Consider the following 20,721-nt stretch of genomic DNA (forward strand, 5'->3'; position numbering starts at 1 on the left):
GCCTTCGTTGCACTGAGGAATCAAGAACATGATCAAATCGCGAGCCGCCGTTGCCTTCGCAGCCAACCAGCCCCTGCAAATCGTTGAAGTCGATGTCGCACCGCCCCAGGCGGGTGAAGTACTGGTGCGGATCATCGCTACCGGGGTCTGCCATACCGATGCCTTTACCCTTTCCGGTGCTGACCCGGAAGGCCTCTTTCCAACCATTCTCGGTCACGAAGGCGGCGGTATCGTTGAGGCGATTGGCGAGGGCGTTATTTCAGTAGCGGTGGGTGATCACGTGATCCCGCTCTACACCCCTGAGTGCGGAGAATGCAAGTTCTGTCTGTCCGGCAAGACTAACCTTTGCCAGAAAATCCGCGCCACTCAGGGCAAAGGCCTGATGCCTGATGGCACCAGTCGCTTCTCATACAAAGGCGAGCCCATCTATCACTACATGGGATGTTCGACCTTTTCTGAATACACCGTACTACCAGCAATCTCGCTGGCGAAAATCCCAAGGGAAGCGCCGCTGGAGAAGGTGTGTTTGCTCGGTTGCGGTGTCACGACCGGCATCGGTGCAGTGCTCAATACCGCCAAGGTCGAAGCAGGCGCTACGGTAGCGATTTTCGGTTTGGGGGGCATCGGCCTGGCAGCCATCATCGGCGCCACCATGGCCAAGGCGGGGCGGATCATCGCTGTGGACATCAATCCGGCCAAGTTCGAGATAGCCAAACAACTGGGAGCCACCGACTTCGTCAATCCGAAGGATTACGACAAGCCAGTTCAAGATGTCATCGTTGAATTGACCGAAGGCGGCGTCGACTACTCCTTCGAGTGTGTCGGCAACGTTCAGTTGATGCGCGCGGCGCTGGAAAGCTGCCACAAGGGTTGGGGCGAGTCGGTGATCATCGGCGTCGCCGGTGCTGGCCAGGAAATCAGCACGCGGCCATTTCAACTGGTGACCGGTCGCGTCTGGCGCGGTTCGGCCTTTGGCGGCGTGAAGGGGCGCAGTGAGCTACCCAGCTATGTCGAGAAAGCGCAAAAGGGCGAAATCCTGTTGGATACCTTCATCACCCATACCATGGGGCTCGATGACATCAACAACGCCTTTGACCTGATGCACGAAGGCAAAAGCATTCGCACCGTCATTCATTTTGATCGCTGAGCTTGGGCGCAGCGACGTTCGTCAGGGTTGCCCTGACATAACTGCACCACCCACTGTGTTTACACTCGGAGAAGTAAATAGATGAGCATCTTTACCCACGTTACCGTCGGCACCAACGATCTGAACAAAGCCCGTGCTTTCTATGACAGTGCTTTGGGTCAGTTGGGCCATAAGCGCATCGCCGATCTGGCCGACAATGGTTCGATCTGGGGTGAGAACGCCCCCTCTTTCTTCGTTTTAAAACCAGCCAATGGCGCCCCTGCCAGCGTAGGTAACGGGGTTACTGTCAGCTTCGCAGCTCCGAATCGCGCCTCGATTGATGCTTTCCACGCAGCAGCACTGGCGGCCGGTGGTACCGATGAAGGAGCGCCAGGAACTCGCGATTGGGCGCCGAATGCTTATGCCGCCTATGTCCGCGACCTAGACGGCAATAAATTGGCTGTTTATTGCTTTAAACCAGCCTAAACGCTGATCCTGCGTCCTTAGAAGTCTCCAGATTGAATCGCCTCTGATTTTTTTCAGAGTCATCTGAGAGACTTCTATTCGCCGGTTATGGTGCCGGCGTAAGGATGCAGACTTCAGGCGCAATTACTCCTCGCTTGGCTCGAACAGCGGTGTTTCACAGACCTCGGTCGGACGGTCCGCTTGGATTTCATATATCTGCTGCAGGGCCTGATCTACGCCTTCCTGTTCAAGCGTGGCCTATTCCTTGCCCTGCTGGAGTTCACCTCGGTGAATTTCGCTTGGACATTCCAGTTCCCACCCAGTGTGATTAACATGCAGGTGATCTGGGCCATCGGTGTAAGCATGATTGCCCTCGCCATACTGGTCTGGCTGCCAAGTCCAACCCTGTTTGCTCTTGGACTGCTCATTGTCGCCGGGCACAACCTGCTCGATGGTCTGCACTTCCCGGTCGGTTCAATAATCTTCATGGTTTGTCCTCCACGTTGAGGGAGGACCCCGGCCAGCTTTCGCGTCAGGAAGTGCGTTGCACCCATCTACTGTTTGAGCGTCCCGAAGGGATGATGCTCTATTCAATTTCTCCCATTCGCCGCTACAGTTTGGCGCTCGTGAAATTGCGGTCGCGGTTGTTGACTGCTTAGAATTTACTGCTATCGATGGGGATCAGATTCTCTCCAAACAGTTCCAACTGCTGACACAGCACAACGAACTAGCGACAGACGCCTCGGATGGCCTTGCTATTGCCTTTTCGGAAGTTCGCGATGGTCTTGAAGTCCGGCATCAAACGCCCGGTCAACCACAAAAGCTCAACGTTGCGTTGAGCTTCTCGTTCCAGCCGCCTGCTCGACTGAATGCGGTTGAGATAGCCGTAGATGTAGATTTTCAGCAGGATTGAAGGATGGTAAGCAGGCCGGCCTGTGTCAGCAGGAATAGCACCGTCAAAACCCAGATTGTCGAGTTCATCGACGAAGACGTCGACTATGCGAATCGGATTGGTATCGTTGACGTAGTCGTCGACGCTTTCGGGAAGTAAGGTGCCTTGGCCTCGATGTTCACCTTGGATGAAGCGCTTCATGGGCGATCCCTAAGATGAAACCCTCAGAAATCATAGCAAGGGCTCGCGGAGGTGTTTTTACACGCTCAGGGCCTATAGCTGTCCTTCACGAAGGGCTGCAATCAAAACCGGTCAGTCGTGGCAGGCAGAAATCGGCCAATTTCTGCCAATGCTGAGCGGCTGCTTCACGCCCTGAGGAAGTCAGTCAACCTAAATCGAGGTTCTTCAGGAGCGGTGAACCGCGCTTCCTCAAGGCATTCAAATAGGTCGTTTCATCGTAGAGCGTCCTGGTCTGCCAGCACCGATATAGAATCCGAATCCACTTAAACGCGAGTGCGCGTACAGCAGCTTGATAGGTGCTCCCTTTGGCGCGTTGCTGCCGGTAGAAAGCTCCAGCCCAAAAGGATTTATTGATGGTCTGCCCCGCCCATTCCACAAAGGTCTGACGAAGAAATGTTGGACATTGCCAGCGCCAATGCACCCAGCTCTTCTTACCGCTCCGTTCCGTCACCGGGGCAATGCCTGAGTATTTTTGCAACTCGTCCGCGCCATGGAAACGCTCACGTTGCTCTCCGAAGGCTGCGAGTAAACGTGGCGCTAGATGCGGGCCTGCGCCCGGCAAGCCACGAAACAATGCGTAATCCGGTAGTGCAGAAGCGACCCGCTCGACTTCCTTATCGAAGCGATCGATCACCGTGAGGACGGTGCGTAGTTGCTCCACCAACGCGAGGGCGTGTAAGCGGCAAGGCTCGATAATGCCGGCATCTTCTGTGAGCGCAGATGCCGCACGAATCGACGCCAAACGCGCCTCGATCAATGTGGCGCGACGCCCGTTGTGGGCATAAAAGAACGCCTCAAGCGTGGTTTTACGCGCCCGTTTGGCTGACAGGAGTGTCGGCCAGCGAGTGAGGAAATCGCAAAACAACAGAGTGTCTCGCTGCTCGAACCATTCCAGTGCCTGCGGGTAATATTGCTTGAGGGTGTTGCATAAACGGTTGGTAAAACGCGTCTTGTCGTTGACCAGATCCCGGCGCTGTTCGATCAGGCTAAGCAGCGAACGCATGGCCACACTCTGCGGCCTGAGCGCGGTGAACCGTTCAGGATGGCGAAGCAGTAGATCGAGTGCTAACTCCGCATCGGTGGGATCATCCTTGGCGCGACTCGGCTTGAACGCCACGCGATATTTGGCAAGCGTCGAGGGATTGATCGGGAACAGCACGAAAAAGTCATACTTCAGCAGAGCCGACACAATAGGCCCTTTGGCCAACTCCAGAGCTACAGCGATAGGGCCACCGAAGCGCAGGTGCAATGCCTTGGCCCACTCATCAATGCGATCAACCTGGTGCGGAATACAGTCGAACTGACGATGATTGTCATCCCCAGCCTGTAGGCAAATATCATGTTTGGTATCTGCCCAATCAATGCCGACATAGGCTGTGAAGTGCTGACTCAAGGACGCTGTCACGTGAACCTCCGCAAGCGATAAAATAGCTGCTAGGGACATGCATGCTTGCGTTCAGCGAAGGCAATATAGTGAGCCGGTGCGACGGCGAACCCTGAGTATTCGTTATCGAGCGCAAGCGCACCTGTAGACTCGGAACTAAAGCTGCAAACGTCATGCGTTTGGGTCGTTTTATTCGTAGTCTACAGGTGCATGTTCCACCCTCGCTGACAGCTACCTGCCAACCGTTACCAGTATCGATGAAGGTGGGACGGACTATCTATAAAGGGTCGTTCTCTGCCGGTCATGGCCACGCAGTGTGATGGTCAAATCCGATGTAAATAATTGGTCTGGTCGAATGCAAATGGCTGGGCAAGTCTGTGCAATTACCCAGATATGATGCCTTCATGTGCATCCAGCTTCCGAAATCAGACTGGTGTCGAGTAGGTGACGCCCAGGCGCAACCACGAAATATCTCAACGTACACCGTGGCCAGCACACGCAGATAAGGTAATTGGCTTACCTGAGAAAGACGCGTCCGAAAAGACTGCATTGACGAGTCAAGAAATCGAGGTCTGCCAGGACGCCGCCAAATTGGACGTAGATAGAGATAAGCGTCCGGCAGACATACCTTGCGTAATTGAACGGGCGGCCATTTATGCGGCAGCAGCTCCGTGATCTCACTTGCCCGCTGCGTCGACAGACGAATCAGAACGACCTTCAGAAAACTAGACGAACATGGCTCCCACCGTCAGCGTTTGGCTGAACCTGTCAAAGGTGTTGTCTCGGTGCAGCGATCTCACCTGCCAAAGATAAAACGAGCGCACCGTCCCTTCCATCAAGACAAGCTCTTTCCGGTAGCCCGTGCCTCGCGAAGTGAGTGCGGTACCGCAGTTACCACCGAACTGCACCGGGCGGGCGGCTCAGAGACGAAGTACACTCCGTAGAGACAAACAATCGTAAAAGACAGCTATGGGCTGTGGGATCAACCCGTTCCATACACTTTCCGACGGTGGCTCCACCATGATTGCTGGCGCTATGCACAAGGATGCTTACCGTGACTACCGGGTTCGGTTGGAGTTGCTCCTGCATATTCCTGCCAATGCGTCAGAGCAGGAAATCCACGAGCTCATTGAGGCTGGCTTCTTGACGGATAGCGTCATGGCTCTTTGCGACATAGGCGTGATAGGCCCATCCGAGCGCAATCAGATTATTCCGCTCAGAACCCTCAAAGCTCGATTGGCAACACATCAGCGACTCACGCTGCACGAGAGTGATCGGATGTTCCGATTTGCTCACATCATAGCCATGGCCGTGACGCTCTTCGGGAGCAACGAGAAGGCGAAGCGTTGGCTCTCCAAACCCAAGGATCGTTTTTCGGGAAAGCCCCCATTTGCGATGCTCTCCACGTTCCTGGGTACCCGTCTAGTTGAGGAGATGTTGATACAGACAGTAGAAGGCATCGCATTTTGAGCCAACACTGGTCTCGAATGGAGTCAACCTTCGGCGCTATTCACTTTGGGCAGTGTTGGACTTGCTGACGTCTCGACAGAAGAGTGGCTGCAATTCGGCGCCCGGGTTTTCAGAGCACATGAAAGCTTCATCGGCTGGATAGCCGAGACCTCCAGCCCAGTCATCTACACATCGCCAAAAGTGGAAACGCCGATTGATTCAATGGCTAGCCCGAACGCACCGGCCCTGGAGGGCACGTCCTCTAGCCAGGAACGAAATCTCATTCGAAAGGATTCCGGTCGGGTGCTCACGGACTGTTTGCCGCTGCAGCGGTCAAATACAAACGATACCAACTGCTCAAGTAAGTTGGGCAACGGGTTGGTTGGGGATTACGTGAAAATACGATCCCACTCACGGGCCAGCAAGACGCGGCATGCCGATACTGAACCACCGAAGCAGCGTTGTGAGACCGTTTGCATGTGGGCCTCAGTAACGTAAGTAATCGGTTGTCCTCGCTCATCGAATAAAACGCCGCCTGCGCCTCTCAAAAGGGCGTGGCCGGCTACCACGTCATGCGCAGAAACTGGATAAAGAGAGACGCCACAGACCCCCTCCCCGGCGGCGACTTTGGCGAGCCTGTAGGCAATGGATGGCATTGCAACAAAGGTGCTGGGTTGGCAGAGCTCGCTGTTAAGTTCAGGTTTATTGATCGCCGCGGCACTGACCATTACGAACTCGTCGCTCGACAACGTTTTGGTTGAAAGGGGTGACACGATCGGCAGCCCATTACGCCTCACCTCGGCCATACCTTCGGCCCAAGCAATGCAATCAGGCACGCCCTCCACGGTGACGGGGGCATACACCACACCTAATACCGGCGTTTGTTGGTGCAACAGACCGATGGAAAGGGCTGAGCCTTTGAGCCCCTTAAGAAAGTCCGCGGTCCCGTCGTTCGGATCAACGACCCAACACCATGGATGGCCGGTCAGACGATGACCAGTTTCCTCTCCCCAGAAATCGCAAGGCAGGAGCTTCGGCAGCTGTTGATGTAAAAACTGTTCGATCTCTTCGTCGACGGCGGCCTTGTCACCTTGACCCCGTGGCCCGTCCATTCTCGCCCACTCGGCAATCAGCAGTTGGCCGGCGCGAACAACGACCTCGATGGTCTGGGTGAGCAGTTGTACAAGGTTGAGGTTTTGCACGAGATGGGATGCCCTAAGGTTGGGTGGGGGAATGCGATGGTCCTCGCCCGTCAGCCGCCCAATTGGCTGTCGGCCAGACGGGCAACGCCGCCTATCAAAATCGGTATCTGCCCTTCTTGGCTCCTGTCCTCAAGATTCGATGGGCATCTCCTCAAAACTACACCTGCAAGACTGATGATCGCTGATGAATTTATGCACAGCGGAGGGGGCGCGGCCCCGAGACACAGCCCGTTGGTGGGTTAAGGACTGTCGAGTCACTTTTTCAAGGTGTACGCCCTTGTGCTTCGACCTGTACCAGCAAGCAAGCCGCTTGCCCCTGCCGGGTGATGACGAACGTATGCCCTTGCGCAACTAACACCAGCAGGCGACGCATCCGCCGGCGAGCCTAGCTTTTGCTGTAGGTGGTGCGCATGGCCGATACCCCTGACTAGATCTCGATTTAGAGTAGCCTTTTCACCCCCCATGCTGCGACCTGAGTGCACCGACGGCACCGCCCAACGCGAGGGGGATGCCCCCCCAATTTGAGGACTGATAACGCCTAAAATTCTAGGCGTTACCGGGGTAAATCTGGCGTTGCGCCTAAAAACCTAGGCATTAGCTCAATGCAGTGGTTGGTCGCACGATGGTCGAGCTACCGCGCAGAATGCTGGAAAACCCGCATTGGTTACCGACGAGGGTGGCGCTGAAACGAACCCTCTCCTTTGGTGGAGTTTCGACGAAAGCACGGGGGTCGAAACCACCACACCCTTCACATTTTATTTCACATATTTTGCTGACCACGCTTCTACAACCACAAGGCTTACAGAGCTGCGTTTAACACACGTAAGACTCAAGGCCTGCACATTTTTTCAGCGCCTCCCGAGCATATAAAATGCCGTATGGCCACGCCACACAATGGCCCACCGCAGTGCAGTTTCAACACGTCCGACTTAGTCTTCGACCCTCATGCGCCTGCGAAGTGGCCAATAGGCAAGTGTCCGAGCCACGGGGTGTAAGGATGGCGTTGGCAGCCTGGACTAACGAGTCGCCAGATCAGCTCGACCGCGGCAGCGGGCGGAGACGCCAAGATCGAGAACAGAGGTGTCAGTCGGATGGAGACCAAAAGACCGTCGGTGGCCGCGACCGAAGCAGTAACATCCATCGACGGTTTCCCGGCGAAGATGGCGAGCGATCGCTGACGGCTCAGCTCGTTGGCACGGGTGATTCCCTCGTGCGTACCAGCGCTGGCGGCCTCAGCGGTAGGGGTAGGCCAACCTAACACCGGCTGACGACAGGATCCGAGTGCCGCCGCCCACTGATTCGCTGCTTCGGCCCTGGTCGACATTGCCTCAGCGCCAACGCACCTTGCAGGTAAAACGCCTATCGTTCAATACGGTGGGTACGCTTCAACGCCGCTCTTCAAGGAGGCAGCATGTCAGCAAAGAAAATCGAGGTCCGCCACGGTTCACACGGCTACACGCCGGCGTCTGAAAAGGCGGACGGGATCCAGCTCCACATTGAGCTGCCGGCAATGAGCGGGCACGCAGCAGACGTGTACCTCGATTGCCTCGAGGTCTTGAACTGTGTGTTTCTCGGCGCCCTGCCCCAGACGGCCGATACAGAGGAGCTTGCCTCAGGCCTCAGCGCGCCCCGCACGCTGAACCCGCGCACCTTGTTCAGGGAGGCGGTCATGCTGGCGGAGGCGCGGCAGTTGATCCTGCAAGGCGGCGACTGGGTCACCGCGGCAGGCTTGTCCCAACTCACCGGGCTCGAACCTGCAGCGCTCGCCGCCGGCCTCCGGGCGTGGCTGCGCGACGGCCGTCTCATCAGCGTGAGCGACCGGAGCCAGGAGTACTTTCCAGCGTTCGCGTTTGGCGACGCAACGGAACCGCGGCCCAGCCCCGAATTCGCCGCAGTGGTCACAGTGCTGCGCGAAAAAAAGGACGGCTGGGGCATGGCGTTCTGGTTCGCCTCGAGCAATCACTTCTTGGGCGGCAACCGCCCCCAAGACCTGCTGCGATCGACACCGGAGCGCGTGCGCGATGCGGCTGAAAAAGAGGTGGCGTGGCAACTGGATGGCTAGTCCGGAGGTCGCTTGGGCGGCAAGCCGGTGTGTGATGGCGGCCGGGTAAACCCAACTGGTGGTGAAACAGCCTTGCCTGCAGTGACAGCACGGTGGATTCCCGCCAGTAATCCGACCGGTTCCAAGTCTCTACCCGCCAACAGGGCGGCGTCCAAGAATCGATTCGCACGGGCCGAGCGCGCCCTGAGCGCCGCCTGCGCCGCGGCCTTGAAATGCTCAGCGACCTGCCATTTTTTCGTTTTGACTTTGCGCTTACCTTTCATCGCGGCTCTCGAAGTGAATCACGAACGTCTACTCCCGACAGACATTGAGCCATGAGCGGACCGCCTTGGGACTCCTCCCGCCCCCACGCTCGTTGCTCCAAAGGGACCACTCACGTTAATCAGGGTGGGCCACGCGTCTCCTAGACGTACCGTCCACCATGGCCATCGCCCCAAAAAACACCATGGGGTTTGAGAATCTTGGTTTCTCAAACCCGTTAACTCACACGAAAGAATGATCAATGGTGGCGCCATACAGGTGTGAGTTCATGACCTAAATTTCAATATAAATCGTTTGTCCTGCAGTCAAATTAAATCTGGCATGGCTATATCACCAAGTGACAAAGGGGGCGTCGGCGTCGACATAGCTCATTCCGATATTAGAAACCATAGTGAGTTAGCTTAGACTCCAGCGCAAACGGCGTAGATGGTGTGGGCGATCCCCCGATGCCACTGTTGACTATTCAGCAAGTCAACATTATCTGAGTCGGCTAAGCTGGGGCACCGGCAGCCTCTCGGGCGACGAAGCGATGCGCAAGCAGATGCGCCGCACCCTCGGTGATGAAGTCGATGACTTCATCTGGCACCTGCGCTGGCGCGGGCACCGGATCATCCAGCAACGGGTGGAAAAATACGGCATTGCCTGCGACCTCAAGCACGGTCACCTGCACGCGGCATACAAACCCAGCCACATGGACGGTTTGCGCAAGGATTACGACGAGGCCGTGCGCCGTGGCATGGGCGATGAGGTCAGCCTGCTCGACCGCAGCCAGGTGCGCGACCTGCTGCAAAGCGACCTGTACTGTGGTGCGATCAAAAACACCCGCAACATGCACCTGCACCCGCTGAACCTGTGCATCGGTGAAGCGCGGGCGGCCGAGAGCCTGGGTGCGCTGATTTTCGAGAACAGCGAAGTGCTGGAGATCATCCACGGCGACACGCCCGGCGTACGCACCGCCCAGGGTCGCATCGACGCCAATCAGGTGCTGCTGGCGGGCGACGTCTACCACAAGCTGGAACCGGGAAAGCTCAAGGGCAAGATCTTCCCGGCCATGGGCGGCATCGTCACCACCGCGCCGCTGGGCGATCTGGCGAAACAGATCAACCCCGAAGACCTGGCCGTGTATGACTGCCGCTTCGTGCTCGATTATTACCGCCTGACTGCCGACGGTCGCCTGCTGTTCGGTGGCGGCGCCAACTACAGCGGCAAGGATTCGCGCGACATCGCCGCCGAACTGCGCCCGTGCATCGAGCAGACGTTCCCGGCGCTCAAGGGCGTGGCCATCGATTACCAGTGGAGTTGCGCGATGGGTATCGTCATCAACCGCATCCCGCAACTGGGCAAGCTGTCGGACAACGTCTGGTATTGCCAGGGCTACTCCGGCCATGGCATCGCCACCACGCACATCATGGGCGAAATCATGGGTCGGGCGATCACCGGGCAACTGCAGCAGTACGACACCTTCGCCGCGTGCCAGCACATCCGCGTGCCCATGGGCGACCTGCTCGGCAACCCGATGCTCGCCGCGGGCATGTGGTACTACCAGATGCTTGAGCGGTTGCGTTGAGATCAGCTATCGGCACAAGACCTGTGTGCGAGCCTGCTAGCGAAGAGGCCGGCACATTCAATATATGTGTCGGCTGCTACACCGCCTTCGCGAGCAGGCTCGCTCCCACAGGGGGCGAGGTCGACCAAAAATCGAGGCTTAAGCCTCCACTTGCACCACCTCGATCCCAAGCGCGCGGTAGTCCTCGATATTGCCCGACGCCACATGGCGCTCGGTGATCAGCGTGTGCAAGCGCGTACACGGCGCGACCACGAACGGTTCCACGGCCCCCAGCTTGTCCGCGGTGGTGACCGCAATCACGTGGGACGCACTGTCGAGCATCGCCTGTTTCACCGGCACTTCGTCAAAGTGCAGGGAACTGATGCCGATTTGCGGGTGAATCGCGCACACCCCGGTGAACAACAGGTCGGCCTTGATGCCGGCAAGCAAGCGCAGGGTTTCATGGCCACTGGCCGACATCGTCGCGGGATTGAGTTGACCGCCGGCCAGAATCACCTTGATGCCTTTGTTTTCGGACAGGGTAATCGCCGTCATCGGCGACGCGGTGACCGCCGTGATGCAAATGTCCGGCGGCAACGACCGGGCGATCTGCAAGGTCGTGGTCCCGGAGTCGAACATCACGATCTGCCCGTTCTCGACCCGATTGGCCGCCAGCTGCGCCAGGCGGGTTTTCACCTCATCGGTTTCGCTGATGCGGGTGAAGTAATCCTTGCCGGTGTCCTTGGGTCGCGGCAACGCCCCACCGTGCACCCGCTGCACCAGACCGGCCGTGGCCAGCTCCGACAGGTCGCGGCGAATGGTGTCTTCGGAGACTGCGAAATGCTGGCTCAGCTCGGACGCCATGACCTTGCCGTCGCGCTCGAGGATCAAGAGAATTTTCTGTCGGCGCAGGTGAGGGAGTTCGGCGGGAGAATGGTCGTGCATGATTTTGCCTGTTTGTGCGCGTAGTTGCGTGTTTGTGCGAGATTAGACAAACCACCGCGCAAATACAAACCCCTGGCAACCACGCCAAGTATCAATTCCTTCGATCTTTCAAATCATTAAGGCGAATTTCTTATTTCCTCCCGGCCTGTTCAGAATGGCGCCGTCACTCATGTTCTGGATGGAAACTTCATGAATCTCAATTTCGCTTTTGCCTGCATGATCGTGGTCTCGTTCACCATCGCGCTGGTGCACGCCTGATCAGCAGCATGGTTGCACGGCGTCCACTCCTACGTTTCAGCTAAGTTTCGCTCGGTAGCCTTTCTCCTGCGCACTTTATAGCGCTGCACAGGAGATTCGACATGAACCCGACCATAGCCGGCTGGCTCAACAAAGTGCCCGAAGTGACGCTGTCCTTCTGGGTCATCAAGATCATGTCCACCACGGTGGGTGAAACCGGCGCCGACTTCCTCGCCGTCGACGCGGGCCTCGGGGCTGGCTGGACCAGCATCGGCATGGCCGTGCTGCTGGCCATCGCCCTGGCCTGCCAACTTCGCACCAAGGCCTACACGCCCTGGATCTACTGGCTCACCGTGGTACTGGTGAGCATCGTCGGCACCCAGATCACCGATATTCTCACCGACATGCTGGACGTCAGTCTCTACGTCAGCACGGTAGTGTTTTCGGTCCTGTTGGTGATCAACTTTCTGGTCTGGTACCGGATCGAGCACAACCTTTCCATCCGCGAAATCGTCACGCCCCGGCGCGAGCTCTTCTATTGGGCCACGGTGCTGTGCACCTTTGCCCTGGGCACAGCGGCGGGTGACCTTGCCACCGAAGCACTGGGCCTGGGCTTCACCCTCGGCGCGGTCATCTTTGGCGCCTTGATCGCCGTGACACTCGTCGCCTGGCGCCTGGGCGGCAACGTCGTGCTGACCTTCTGGATCGCCTACATCCTCACCCGCCCTTTTGGTGCGTCCCTGGGCGACTTGCTGACTCAATCCAAAACCTACGGCGGGCTCGGCATGGGCGCGACCTGGACCAGCGCCCTGTTCCTGACCGTCATTGTCATTCTGGTTGCGGTCGCGCAAATGAGCGTCGGCAACCGCAAACAAGTCACTTCGTAAATTTTCAAGAGCCATCCAAGGAATCCATCGCCATGCGCTATTTCCATAACGCCATCCGCCACGTCGCCATCGTCACCTCCATTGCGCTGCTGAGCATCGCCGCCGGCTGTTCGAAACCCGCCGACAAACCCAGTGCCGGTGCCACGGGTGCGGTGACCACCCAAACTAACGCGGGCTCGAAACTGGGCGACCTGTCCCAATTCCGCAACATCGCCGCCGACGTCGCCGGCCTTGTCGACAAAAGTGACCTGCCCGGTGCAAAAGCCCGGATCAAGGACCTGGAAACCTCCTGGGATGAAGCCGAAGCCGGCATCAAGCCCCGCGCTGCCGCCGACTGGCATGTGGTAGACAAGGCCATCGACCATGCCCTCTCCGCCCTGCGTAAAAGCAGCCCGGTCCAGGCCGACTGCAAGGCAGCCATGGATGAATTGATGAAAGCCTTCGATTCGATGAAAAGCAAAGCATGACCGACGCACGCTGATACGGCGGCGGACAATTCCCTGAACAGGTGTTTCAATACAGGCGCGACGGTGTTTACCGTCGCGCCTCTTTTTTCTGGAGCGGGCTATGCGGATACTGCTGGTCGAAGATGACCCGATGATCGGCGACGCGATCCAGGGCGCCCTCAAGGACGCGAGCTACACCACCGACTGGGTGCAAGACGGCCTCGTCGCCCTGGCCGCGCTGGAGAATCAGCACTATGACCTGGTGCTGCTGGACCTCGGTTTGCCCGGCAAGGATGGGCTCGGGGTACTGAACAGCGTTCGCGGCCAGAACAACCCGGTGCCCCTGCTCATCATCACCGCCCGGGACAACCTCGATGATCGATTGCGTGGCCTCGACGGCGGTGCCGACGACTACCTGCTCAAGCCCTTCGAAATGGCCGAACTGCTGGCGCGCATGCGGGCCGTCCTGCGCCGTCACAACGGCAACGCCTCGTCGCGGCTCGACAATGGCATCGTGTCCCTGGACCTGGTATCCAAGGAAGCCAGCACCGAACAATACCCTGATGTCCTGCTTTCCAGCCGCGAATTCGCCCTGTTGCAAGCCCTGTTGATCCGACCTGGCGCGATTCTCTCGCGCAGTGAACTCGAAGACCGTCTCTATGGCTGGGGCAATGAAGTGGAAAGCAACGCGGTGGAGTACCTGATCCATGCGCTGCGCCGCAAATTGGGCAACCATGTGATCAAAAACGTCAGGGGTATGGGATGGATGGTTTCAAAAAACGTTTAGGGGAGTCGGTGCAGCTCAGGCTGTCCGTTGCCCTGTCGCTGGCCATCCTGATCATTGCGTTCGTGGCAGGGGTTTTCGCCTACGTTTCAGCCTTCGATGAGGCCCACGAAATGCAGGATGACACCCTGCGCCAAATGGCCGAATTGTTCGATCGGCAGCAAATGACGCTCAAGTATCCGGAAAATCCCGTCGAAGAAGATGACGAAACCCGGATCATTGTTCAGTACCTGGCCGATGGCAGCCAAGCGTCCGGCAACGACGACGTCGGCACGCCTTTGCCCTTCCCGACGACGCTGGCGGACGGCTTGTCGACCGTGCCCATCGCCGGCGAGGCGTTTCGCGTATTGGTCAAAACCACCCGCCAGGGTCAGCGCATCGCCGTGGCGCAAGAAACCGGCGCCCGTGACACGGATGCCCGCGCCAGTGCGCTGCGCAGTGTGCTGCCGTTCCTGATTTTGCTCCCTGTCCTGCTGCTGGTGGTGAGCGACCTGGTGCGCAAACTGTTCCGCCCCATCGCCACGCTGTCCTCTGAAATCGACCGGCGCGACGAGCAGGAACTGCACCCGATCGACGAACAGCACCTGCCCGTCGAGATCCGCCCCTTTGTGGTGGCCATCAATCGATTGCTCAAGCGCGTGGCACAGTCCATGGAAACCCAGCGCCGTTTCGTCGCCGACGCCGCCCATGAACTGCGCTCGCCCCTGACGGCCCTGTCCTTGCAAGCCGAGCGCCTGGCCGCCGCCGACATGTCGGCCCCGGCGCGCGAGCGGCTGCTGAAGTTGCGGCGTGGAATCGAACGTGGCAGGAACCTGATCGATCAGCTCTTGACCCTGGCCAGGGTGCAATCAGCCTCGGGGCTTGCGCTCCCGACAGCGGTCTCTGTCCATGACGTCTATCGACGTGTCCTGGAGGATCTGTGGCCGCTGGCCGAGGTCAAGCACCTGGACATCGGCGTCGAGGCCGGCGAAGACGTGCGGGTCATGATCCATGACGCGGACTTGTTGGCCGTGGTCAAAAACCTGGTGGACAACGCCATCCGCTACACCCCGGAGGGAGGGCGGGTGGACCTGTCGGTGACACTTGAGAACGGCGCAGCGCTGTTGCAGATCAAGGACTCCGGGCCAGGCATCGCCAGTGAAGAACAGGAGCGCGTGTTCGATCCGTTTTATCGCAGCCTGGGCACCCAGGTGTCCGGCTCGGGGCTGGGGCTCTCGATCGTCAAGGCCATCATGGATCGTACCGGGGCACGGGTGCGCCTGGGCTTTACGGACGAGCGGGAGCGGCGCGGCTTGTGTGTATCGCTGTGGTTGACCGTTAGCCGGTAAAACCTTGGCGATTCCCGAACTTGATCTATACCCAGTGTTGGCTTGCTTTGGATCAAGGCGCTTGAGCGCGCCGCCACAGCACAATGATCTCTTGAACAACGGTGGACAAATGGATGTCTGCCAGGAGATTTCCCAGCATGAAAGCATTGAAGATTGCCGCGAGCGACACCGTACTCGACTGTTTCCTGACGACCCGCGAAGTCATCCCCATCACACGGACCGACTACACCGACGTCGCCGCCGCCGTGTTTGACGTCAATGATGTCATGGGCGGTGCCCTGGCAGACCTGCAACGCACCGGTTTCAATATTCCGATTTTTCTGGTCGCCGCCCACGGCACCCGCGCCCGCGACGTGTACAAGCATCTGGAAGACGTACTGTTGCAGGTAACCGGAATTTTCGATCCCTCCAGCAAAAACGCCCAATACCATGGCAATCAACTGGAAACGGCGGCCAAAGCCTATGAAGACAGCCTGCTGCCGCCGTTTTTCGACACCCTCAAGCGGTACACCGAATCGGCCAACGCCACGTTCGCCTGCCCCGGTCACCAGGGCGGCCAGTTTTTCCGCAAGCACCCGGCGGGCCGGCAGTTTTTCGACTTCCTCGGTGAAAACGTGTTTCGCGCCGACATGTGCAACGCCGACGTCAAGCTCGGCGACCTGCTGATCCACGAAGGCCCGGCCCTCAGGGCACAAATGCACGCGGCCAAGGTGTTCAACGCCGACAAGACCTACTTCGTCCTCAATGGCACCTCGGCTGCGAACAAAGTCGTCACCAACGCCCTGCTGACCCCCGGCGACCTGGTGCTGTTCGACCGCAACAACCACAAATCCAACCACCAGGGGGCGCTGATCCAGGCCGGCGCCACGCCGGTGTACCTGGAGACCGCGCGCAATCCCTACGGCTTTATCGGCGGCATCGACGCCCATTGCTTTGAAGAAGCTTACCTGCGCGAACTCGTCAGTGAAGTCGCGCCGGAAAAAGCCAACCTGCCACGGCCGTTCCGCCTGGCGATCATTCAATTGGGCACTTACGACGGCACTGTCTATAACGCCCGGCAGGTGGTCGATCGCATCGGCAAACTGTGTGACTACATCCTGTTCGACTCGGCGTGGGTCGGTTACGAACAGTTCATCCCGATGATGCGGGATTGCTCGCCCATGTTGCTCGATTTGGATGAGAACGATCCGGGCATCTTTGTCACCCAGTCGGTGCACAAACAGCAGGCCGGCTTTTCCCAGGCCTCGCAGATCCACAAGAAAGACCGCCACATCAAGGGCCAGGCGCGCTATTGCAACCATCACCGCTTGAACAATGCGTTCATGGCCCAGGCCTCGACCAGCCCGTTCTATGCGATTTTTGCCTCACTGGACGTCAATGCGCGCATACATTCCGGCCGCAGTGGCTTGCGCCTGTGGGAAGACTGCGTGAAGTTCGGTATCGATGCGCGCAAGTTGATCCTCGAAGCCTGCACCATGATCCGTCCGTTCGTACCCGACACCATCGAAGGCCGCGCCTGGGAGGACTACCCGACCGAAGAGATTGCCGCCGATGTGCGCTTCTTCGAGTTTCACCCCAAGGATCGCTGGCACGCCTTCGCCGGTTATGCCGAAAAACAATACTTCATCGACCCCTGCAAGTTGCTGTTCACCACGCCGGGCATCGACCCGGTGGACGGCAGTTACACCGACTTTGGCATTCACGCCGGGATTCTTGCCAACTTCCTGCGGGAAAACGGCATCGTGCCGGAAAAGTGCGACCTGAACTCGATCCTGTTCCTGCTCACCCCGGCGGAAGACTGGGCGAAGATGACTCACCTCGCTTCGCAGATCGCTCGTTTCGAGCGTTTCGTCAGTGACGACGCACCGATGAGCCGGGTGTTGCCGGCCATCTACGCGCAACATCAAGAGCGGTATCGCAATTACACTATTCGCCAACTTTGCCAGGAAATGCACGACCTCTACCGCAAGCACAATGTGCAGCAATTGCAGAAGGCGATGTTCCGCAAAGAGCATTTCCCGAAAAAAGCCATGGACCCCCAGGCCGCGCAAATCGAGTACATCCGTGGCAACGTCGAACTGGTGGCGCTGGCCGACGCAGACGGCCGCATCGCCGCCGAAGGTGCACTGCCCTACCCACCTGGCGTGCTCTGCGTGGTGCCGGGTGAAATCTGGGGCGGCGCGGTGCTGAAATACTTCCTGGCGCTGGAAGAAGGCATCAATGCCTTGCCCGGGTTTACCCCGGAACTGCAAGGTGTGTATTTGAAGGAGGACGGTGGGCGTATTCGTGTTTATGGGTATGTGATCAAGGCTTGACCCCGGCCAGGTCTTTCACCCAGGCAGCCACAGGGCTGTCTGGGCGAAAGCCAGTTGTACTTGATGCGCAAGCACGTTCAGAGAGGACCAGTATTGGATCCATCTCAACTCCCGCTGCAACACCTGTTCCATCGTTGAAACAATAGAGCAAGACGATTACATATTAGTCTTCGTTTTATGCCAGGCCCAAGTAGTTAATGAGTTCTCCTGTCATTTACACGAGTATAAATTTACAGTATCGGCAACTTTACACCCCCCTCTTCAATCTCCCCAGCACGACTTCACGCCGCAGAAAAAGTTTAATTCAATCGACGAAAAAAAAATTACCCCTCAAAACAAGCGCTTGCTGTTAACTCCCTGATTTTTTTGGATAAAAGGCGTGCATTTTGACTGACAGCATTTGACAGTTTCGCAAGACTGGCAGATAACTAAGTCGACCTATCAAAAGTAGGCCAACATCGGAGTACTAGTCGGCGTTCGCCGATCACATGGAAACATTAGAGTAACTATCGACTTGCAGGCCCGATACACGGGTCGTGCGGTAGCTTTGACTCTTGGAACTATCTTAGTGCCAACTCAATTTCATTGAACAGACACTCTCGTCAGTCGAAAAGACCCGAGCTTAGAGTGCTTCATTTTTGACACACCCTTTTCGTCAAAACAAAAACAAAAAACAGTTACGCCGGCGCCAAGCCTCCAACACTGCCTACTAGCAAGCATGAAGGCGTCCTGATTTCAGAACGAACAACGACGCTCATATTTTCGCTAAGTACGGAGTTTGTCGACATGCTGACCACTTGCACCAACGGCTCTAGTTGGTACCTCCTACAGTGCAAACCGCGTCAGGACGACCGGGCACAAATCAATCTGTTGCGACAAAGCTATGACATCTTTCGTCCGCAGCTCACCACCGAACGCCTGATTCGCGGCAAACCCCGAAGGGTGTCCGAATCACTCTTTCCCGGCTACCTCTTCGTTCATTTGAGCAACGAGGACAACTGGTCGCCGATCCGCTCCACTCGTGGGGTCAGCCGAATTGTCGAATTCAATCACGGCCCGGCTGTCGTGGCCGATGAGGTGATAGAGCACCTGCGTGCACGATGCCTGACACCGGCGACACCCGACATTCCAGAACTTCAACCTGGCCAGACATTGCAAATAGTCCGGGGGCCGCTAGCACCCCTGGAGGGCGTTTTTTTGTCAATGATGGGTGCCGAACGCGTCATGTTGTTACTTCAGTTCCTGAATCGGGAGCAGTCGATTTGCGTTCCGCTGAGCGATCTCGTCCCCCAATAAAACAAGAAAAGCCTACTGCCGAAACCACACGACCGAAGAACATCGCACGGGTTAGAACTCACGCCTAATATTTCTATACCAGTCTTGCACTGACAGTGTTCAGTCCAGCGCAAACTGCGCCTGAACACCCACTTTCCAGGAGCAATGATATGGCCATAAAGCCCCACCATCCCTTCGTGCTTATTATGGCCAGTCTGTACCCTGGATACGTCTGGTGCACCAACCCGCAAAGTATCGATGTCTACGGTTTCGACTTCACCCCCAGGTTGCTGTTTTCAGAAAGCTACGACGATAACTTTCGCGAGTTCGAGCACAATGTCCAGTCGTCCATGATCACGCGCATCGCCCCCTCCTTCGAGCTCAAGGCTGAAGACCGCAACAGTGCGACCCGGCTGACCTGGCAACCAACCCGCAACATTTATCATGATGAGCCGGACGCCTCGAATACCGCACAACGGGTGCAATTGGACAGCATCATGGAGTTTACCGACCGCCATCGCCTGAAACTCGAAGGGGAATGGCACAAATACGAGCGTACGACTTCAACGGCAGTCCCAGGCGTCAATGACAAGATCCAGAACAGTCGGGTCAACAGTCTCTATACCTACGGCGCTAGAAGTGCCGACAATCAAATAGATCTGGGGGCCGGTTACGCACAACTTCGCTATGACAACTCCGGTGGAATCAATGACGACAAGGAGCGCGATACCACCGCGCTGACCACCACCTGGTACCACCGCATTGGCAGCAACACCCGTGGCCTGCTGGAATACGACCATACGATCTTCGACTACTTGCAAGCCAACAGCCCCCGCAGCAGCAAATCAGATGCCCTGCTCGCCGGCGCCGAATGGGATTTCACCGCCCGCACGACCGGCAAGCTCCGTGTCGGCTATGAACACAAGAACTTCGATGACAGCAATTCCAAGGATCTGAATAACCCAACCTGGCAAGTAGATCTGCAATGGAAGCCGCGTACCTATTCGACCTTCACTTTTCTCGCTCGTCAGGCCATGGCCGAGGGCGACGATGGTGCCGACGCCGTCAAGACCACCTTTACCCAGGTTGGCTGGCGTCACGGTTGGACTGAACGCATCACCTCCATCGCCGAAATCGGTGCAGGTCGCGACGTCTACGAAGGACAAAGCCGTACCGATGACCTGCGCGATTACCACCTGGCTCTGGCGTACAAAATGCGTCGCTGGCTCGACATTGAAGTTGGCTATCGCTACCTGGACGACAACTCGGATGCCGACAACAAAAGCTACCAACGCAACATATTCCAGATCGGGTTCGATGTAAGTCTCTGAGGAGATTCCCCATGAACACACGCATCTTTGGCCTGTTGCTCGTGTTTTGTCTGACGCCCGTCTCCCACGCCGGCGAACCCGGCACCGAATACAAACTGGCGGCGGGCGACGTTCTGCGCATTACCGTTTTCGGCGAGCCGGAATTGAGTCTCAAACGGATTCGCCTCAACGACGCGGGGACCTTTTCCTACCCGTTCCTGGGGGAAATTTCTGCCAAGGGCCTGACCCCCAACCAGGTCGAAAAAATCATCGTCGACGGGCTTAAACAAGGTTATCTGGTCGATCCCAAAGTCAGCCTCAGCCAAATCGAATACCGCGCCTTTTACATCAACGGCGAAGTACAGAAACCCGGCAGTTATCCGTTCGTACCGGGGCTGACCCTGGACAAGGCCATCGCCCTGGGAGGCGGCCTGACCGAACGAGCGTCGATCAAGCGTGTAACGATCGTGCGCGGCGACGGCGGCCAGACGCTGACCGAGAACATAACCCGCAACACCGCGATCGCTCCCGGTGACACCATTTCCATTGCACAAGGCTTTTTCTAAT

General features: G+C 57.6%; 15 protein-coding genes and 3 pseudogenes. 14 read left to right on the forward strand and 4 right to left on the reverse strand.

The features are described from left to right. The first annotated feature begins 28 nt into the window (after positions 1-28). The 3 genes and pseudogenes from BJ917_RS04115 to BJ917_RS04125 form a co-directional block, all read left to right on the forward strand. Positions 29-1,147 (forward strand): S-(hydroxymethyl)glutathione dehydrogenase/class III alcohol dehydrogenase, encoded by a 1,119-nt coding sequence (locus BJ917_RS04115; protein ID WP_121102124.1) that lies wholly within the window; start codon positions 29-31, stop codon positions 1,145-1,147. Positions 1,148-1,228: 81 nt separating this feature from the next. After that, on the forward strand, positions 1,229-1,612 hold the full coding sequence (locus tag BJ917_RS04120; protein ID WP_008017318.1) for a VOC family protein: 384 nt from the start codon (positions 1,229-1,231) through the stop codon (positions 1,610-1,612). Positions 1,613-1,822: 210 nt separating this feature from the next. After that, a pseudogene (locus BJ917_RS04125) lies at positions 1,823-2,074 on the forward strand (hypothetical protein); the annotation flags it as partial. Positions 2,075-2,204: 130 nt separating this feature from the next. Here the strand turns inward: BJ917_RS04125 and BJ917_RS04130 are convergent. Both BJ917_RS04130 and BJ917_RS04135 read right to left on the reverse strand, forming a co-directional pair. Continuing rightward, a pseudogene (locus BJ917_RS04130) lies at positions 2,205-2,684 on the reverse strand (transposase); the annotation flags it as partial. Between the two features lie 184 nt (positions 2,685-2,868). Next, positions 2,869-4,128, reverse strand: a complete 1,260-nt coding sequence (locus BJ917_RS04135; protein ID WP_246218870.1) for an IS110 family transposase — start codon at positions 4,126-4,128, stop codon at positions 2,869-2,871. A gap of 999 nt (positions 4,129-5,127) precedes the next feature. Between BJ917_RS04135 and BJ917_RS04145 the strand changes: the two genes are divergently transcribed. Then, the gene (locus tag BJ917_RS04145; RefSeq protein ID WP_121103091.1) at positions 5,128-5,577 is read left to right on the forward strand and encodes an antitoxin Xre/MbcA/ParS toxin-binding domain-containing protein; all 450 of its coding nucleotides are present in this window, start codon (positions 5,128-5,130) and stop codon (positions 5,575-5,577) included. A gap of 368 nt (positions 5,578-5,945) precedes the next feature. Here the strand turns inward: BJ917_RS04145 and BJ917_RS04150 are convergent, their stop codons facing one another. Further along, positions 5,946-6,758: an inositol monophosphatase family protein gene (locus tag BJ917_RS04150; protein WP_121102127.1), complete on the reverse strand. Its 813-nt coding sequence runs from the start codon at positions 6,756-6,758 to the stop codon at positions 5,946-5,948. A gap of 1,411 nt (positions 6,759-8,169) precedes the next feature. On the opposite strand from BJ917_RS04150, the gene BJ917_RS04155 reads away from it, so the two are divergent. Both BJ917_RS04155 and BJ917_RS04165 read left to right on the forward strand, forming a co-directional pair. Then, positions 8,170-8,820, forward strand: coding sequence for a hypothetical protein (locus tag BJ917_RS04155; protein WP_121102130.1), 651 nt, complete (start codon positions 8,170-8,172; stop codon positions 8,818-8,820). Positions 8,821-9,580: 760 nt separating this feature from the next. Further along, positions 9,581-10,648 (forward strand): annotated as a pseudogene (locus tag BJ917_RS04165) (NAD(P)/FAD-dependent oxidoreductase); the annotation flags it as partial. Between the two features lie 138 nt (positions 10,649-10,786). Here the strand turns inward: BJ917_RS04165 and BJ917_RS04170 are convergent. Then, positions 10,787-11,572 carry a DeoR/GlpR family DNA-binding transcription regulator gene (locus BJ917_RS04170; protein WP_096510773.1) on the reverse strand — a complete coding sequence of 262 codons (786 nt, stop codon included), beginning with the start codon at positions 11,570-11,572 and terminating at the stop codon, positions 10,787-10,789. 359 nt (positions 11,573-11,931) lie between these two features. Between BJ917_RS04170 and BJ917_RS04175 the strand changes: the two genes are divergently transcribed. The 8 genes from BJ917_RS04175 (at position 11,932) to BJ917_RS04210 (ending at position 20,720) form a co-directional block, all read left to right on the forward strand. Beyond that, positions 11,932-12,696, forward strand: a complete 765-nt coding sequence (locus BJ917_RS04175; protein WP_096510771.1) for a hypothetical protein — start codon at positions 11,932-11,934, stop codon at positions 12,694-12,696. A gap of 32 nt (positions 12,697-12,728) precedes the next feature. Then, positions 12,729-13,163 carry a hypothetical protein gene (locus tag BJ917_RS04180; RefSeq protein WP_121102135.1) on the forward strand — a complete coding sequence of 145 codons (435 nt, stop codon included), beginning with the start codon at positions 12,729-12,731 and terminating at the stop codon, positions 13,161-13,163. A 100-nt stretch (positions 13,164-13,263) separates the two neighbouring features. Beyond that, positions 13,264-13,929: a response regulator gene (locus BJ917_RS04185; protein ID WP_096510767.1), complete on the forward strand. Its 666-nt coding sequence runs from the start codon at positions 13,264-13,266 to the stop codon at positions 13,927-13,929. Beyond that, positions 13,905-15,254 (forward strand): ATP-binding protein, encoded by a 1,350-nt coding sequence (locus BJ917_RS04190; protein WP_121102138.1) that lies wholly within the window; start codon positions 13,905-13,907, stop codon positions 15,252-15,254. The genes BJ917_RS04185 and BJ917_RS04190 overlap by 25 nt, the downstream gene beginning before the upstream one ends. Before the next feature lie 137 nt (positions 15,255-15,391). Then, entirely contained in the window at positions 15,392-17,569 is a 2,178-nt protein-coding gene (gene speF / locus BJ917_RS04195) for an ornithine decarboxylase SpeF (protein WP_121102141.1), read from the forward strand. Between the two features lie 786 nt (positions 17,570-18,355). After that, entirely contained in the window at positions 18,356-18,865 is a 510-nt protein-coding gene (rfaH, locus tag BJ917_RS04200) for a transcription/translation regulatory transformer protein RfaH (RefSeq protein WP_096510761.1), read from the forward strand. Between the two features lie 149 nt (positions 18,866-19,014). After that, entirely contained in the window at positions 19,015-20,175 is a 1,161-nt protein-coding gene (locus BJ917_RS04205) for an outer membrane beta-barrel protein (protein WP_096510759.1), read from the forward strand. Between the two features lie 11 nt (positions 20,176-20,186). Further along, entirely contained in the window at positions 20,187-20,720 is a 534-nt protein-coding gene (locus BJ917_RS04210; RefSeq protein WP_096510757.1) for a polysaccharide biosynthesis/export family protein, read from the forward strand. Position 20,721: the final 1 nt, after the last annotated feature.

Source organism: Pseudomonas sp. WPR_5_2 (assembly GCF_003634475.1).
GTDB lineage: Bacteria > Pseudomonadota > Gammaproteobacteria > Pseudomonadales > Pseudomonadaceae > Aquipseudomonas > Aquipseudomonas izuensis.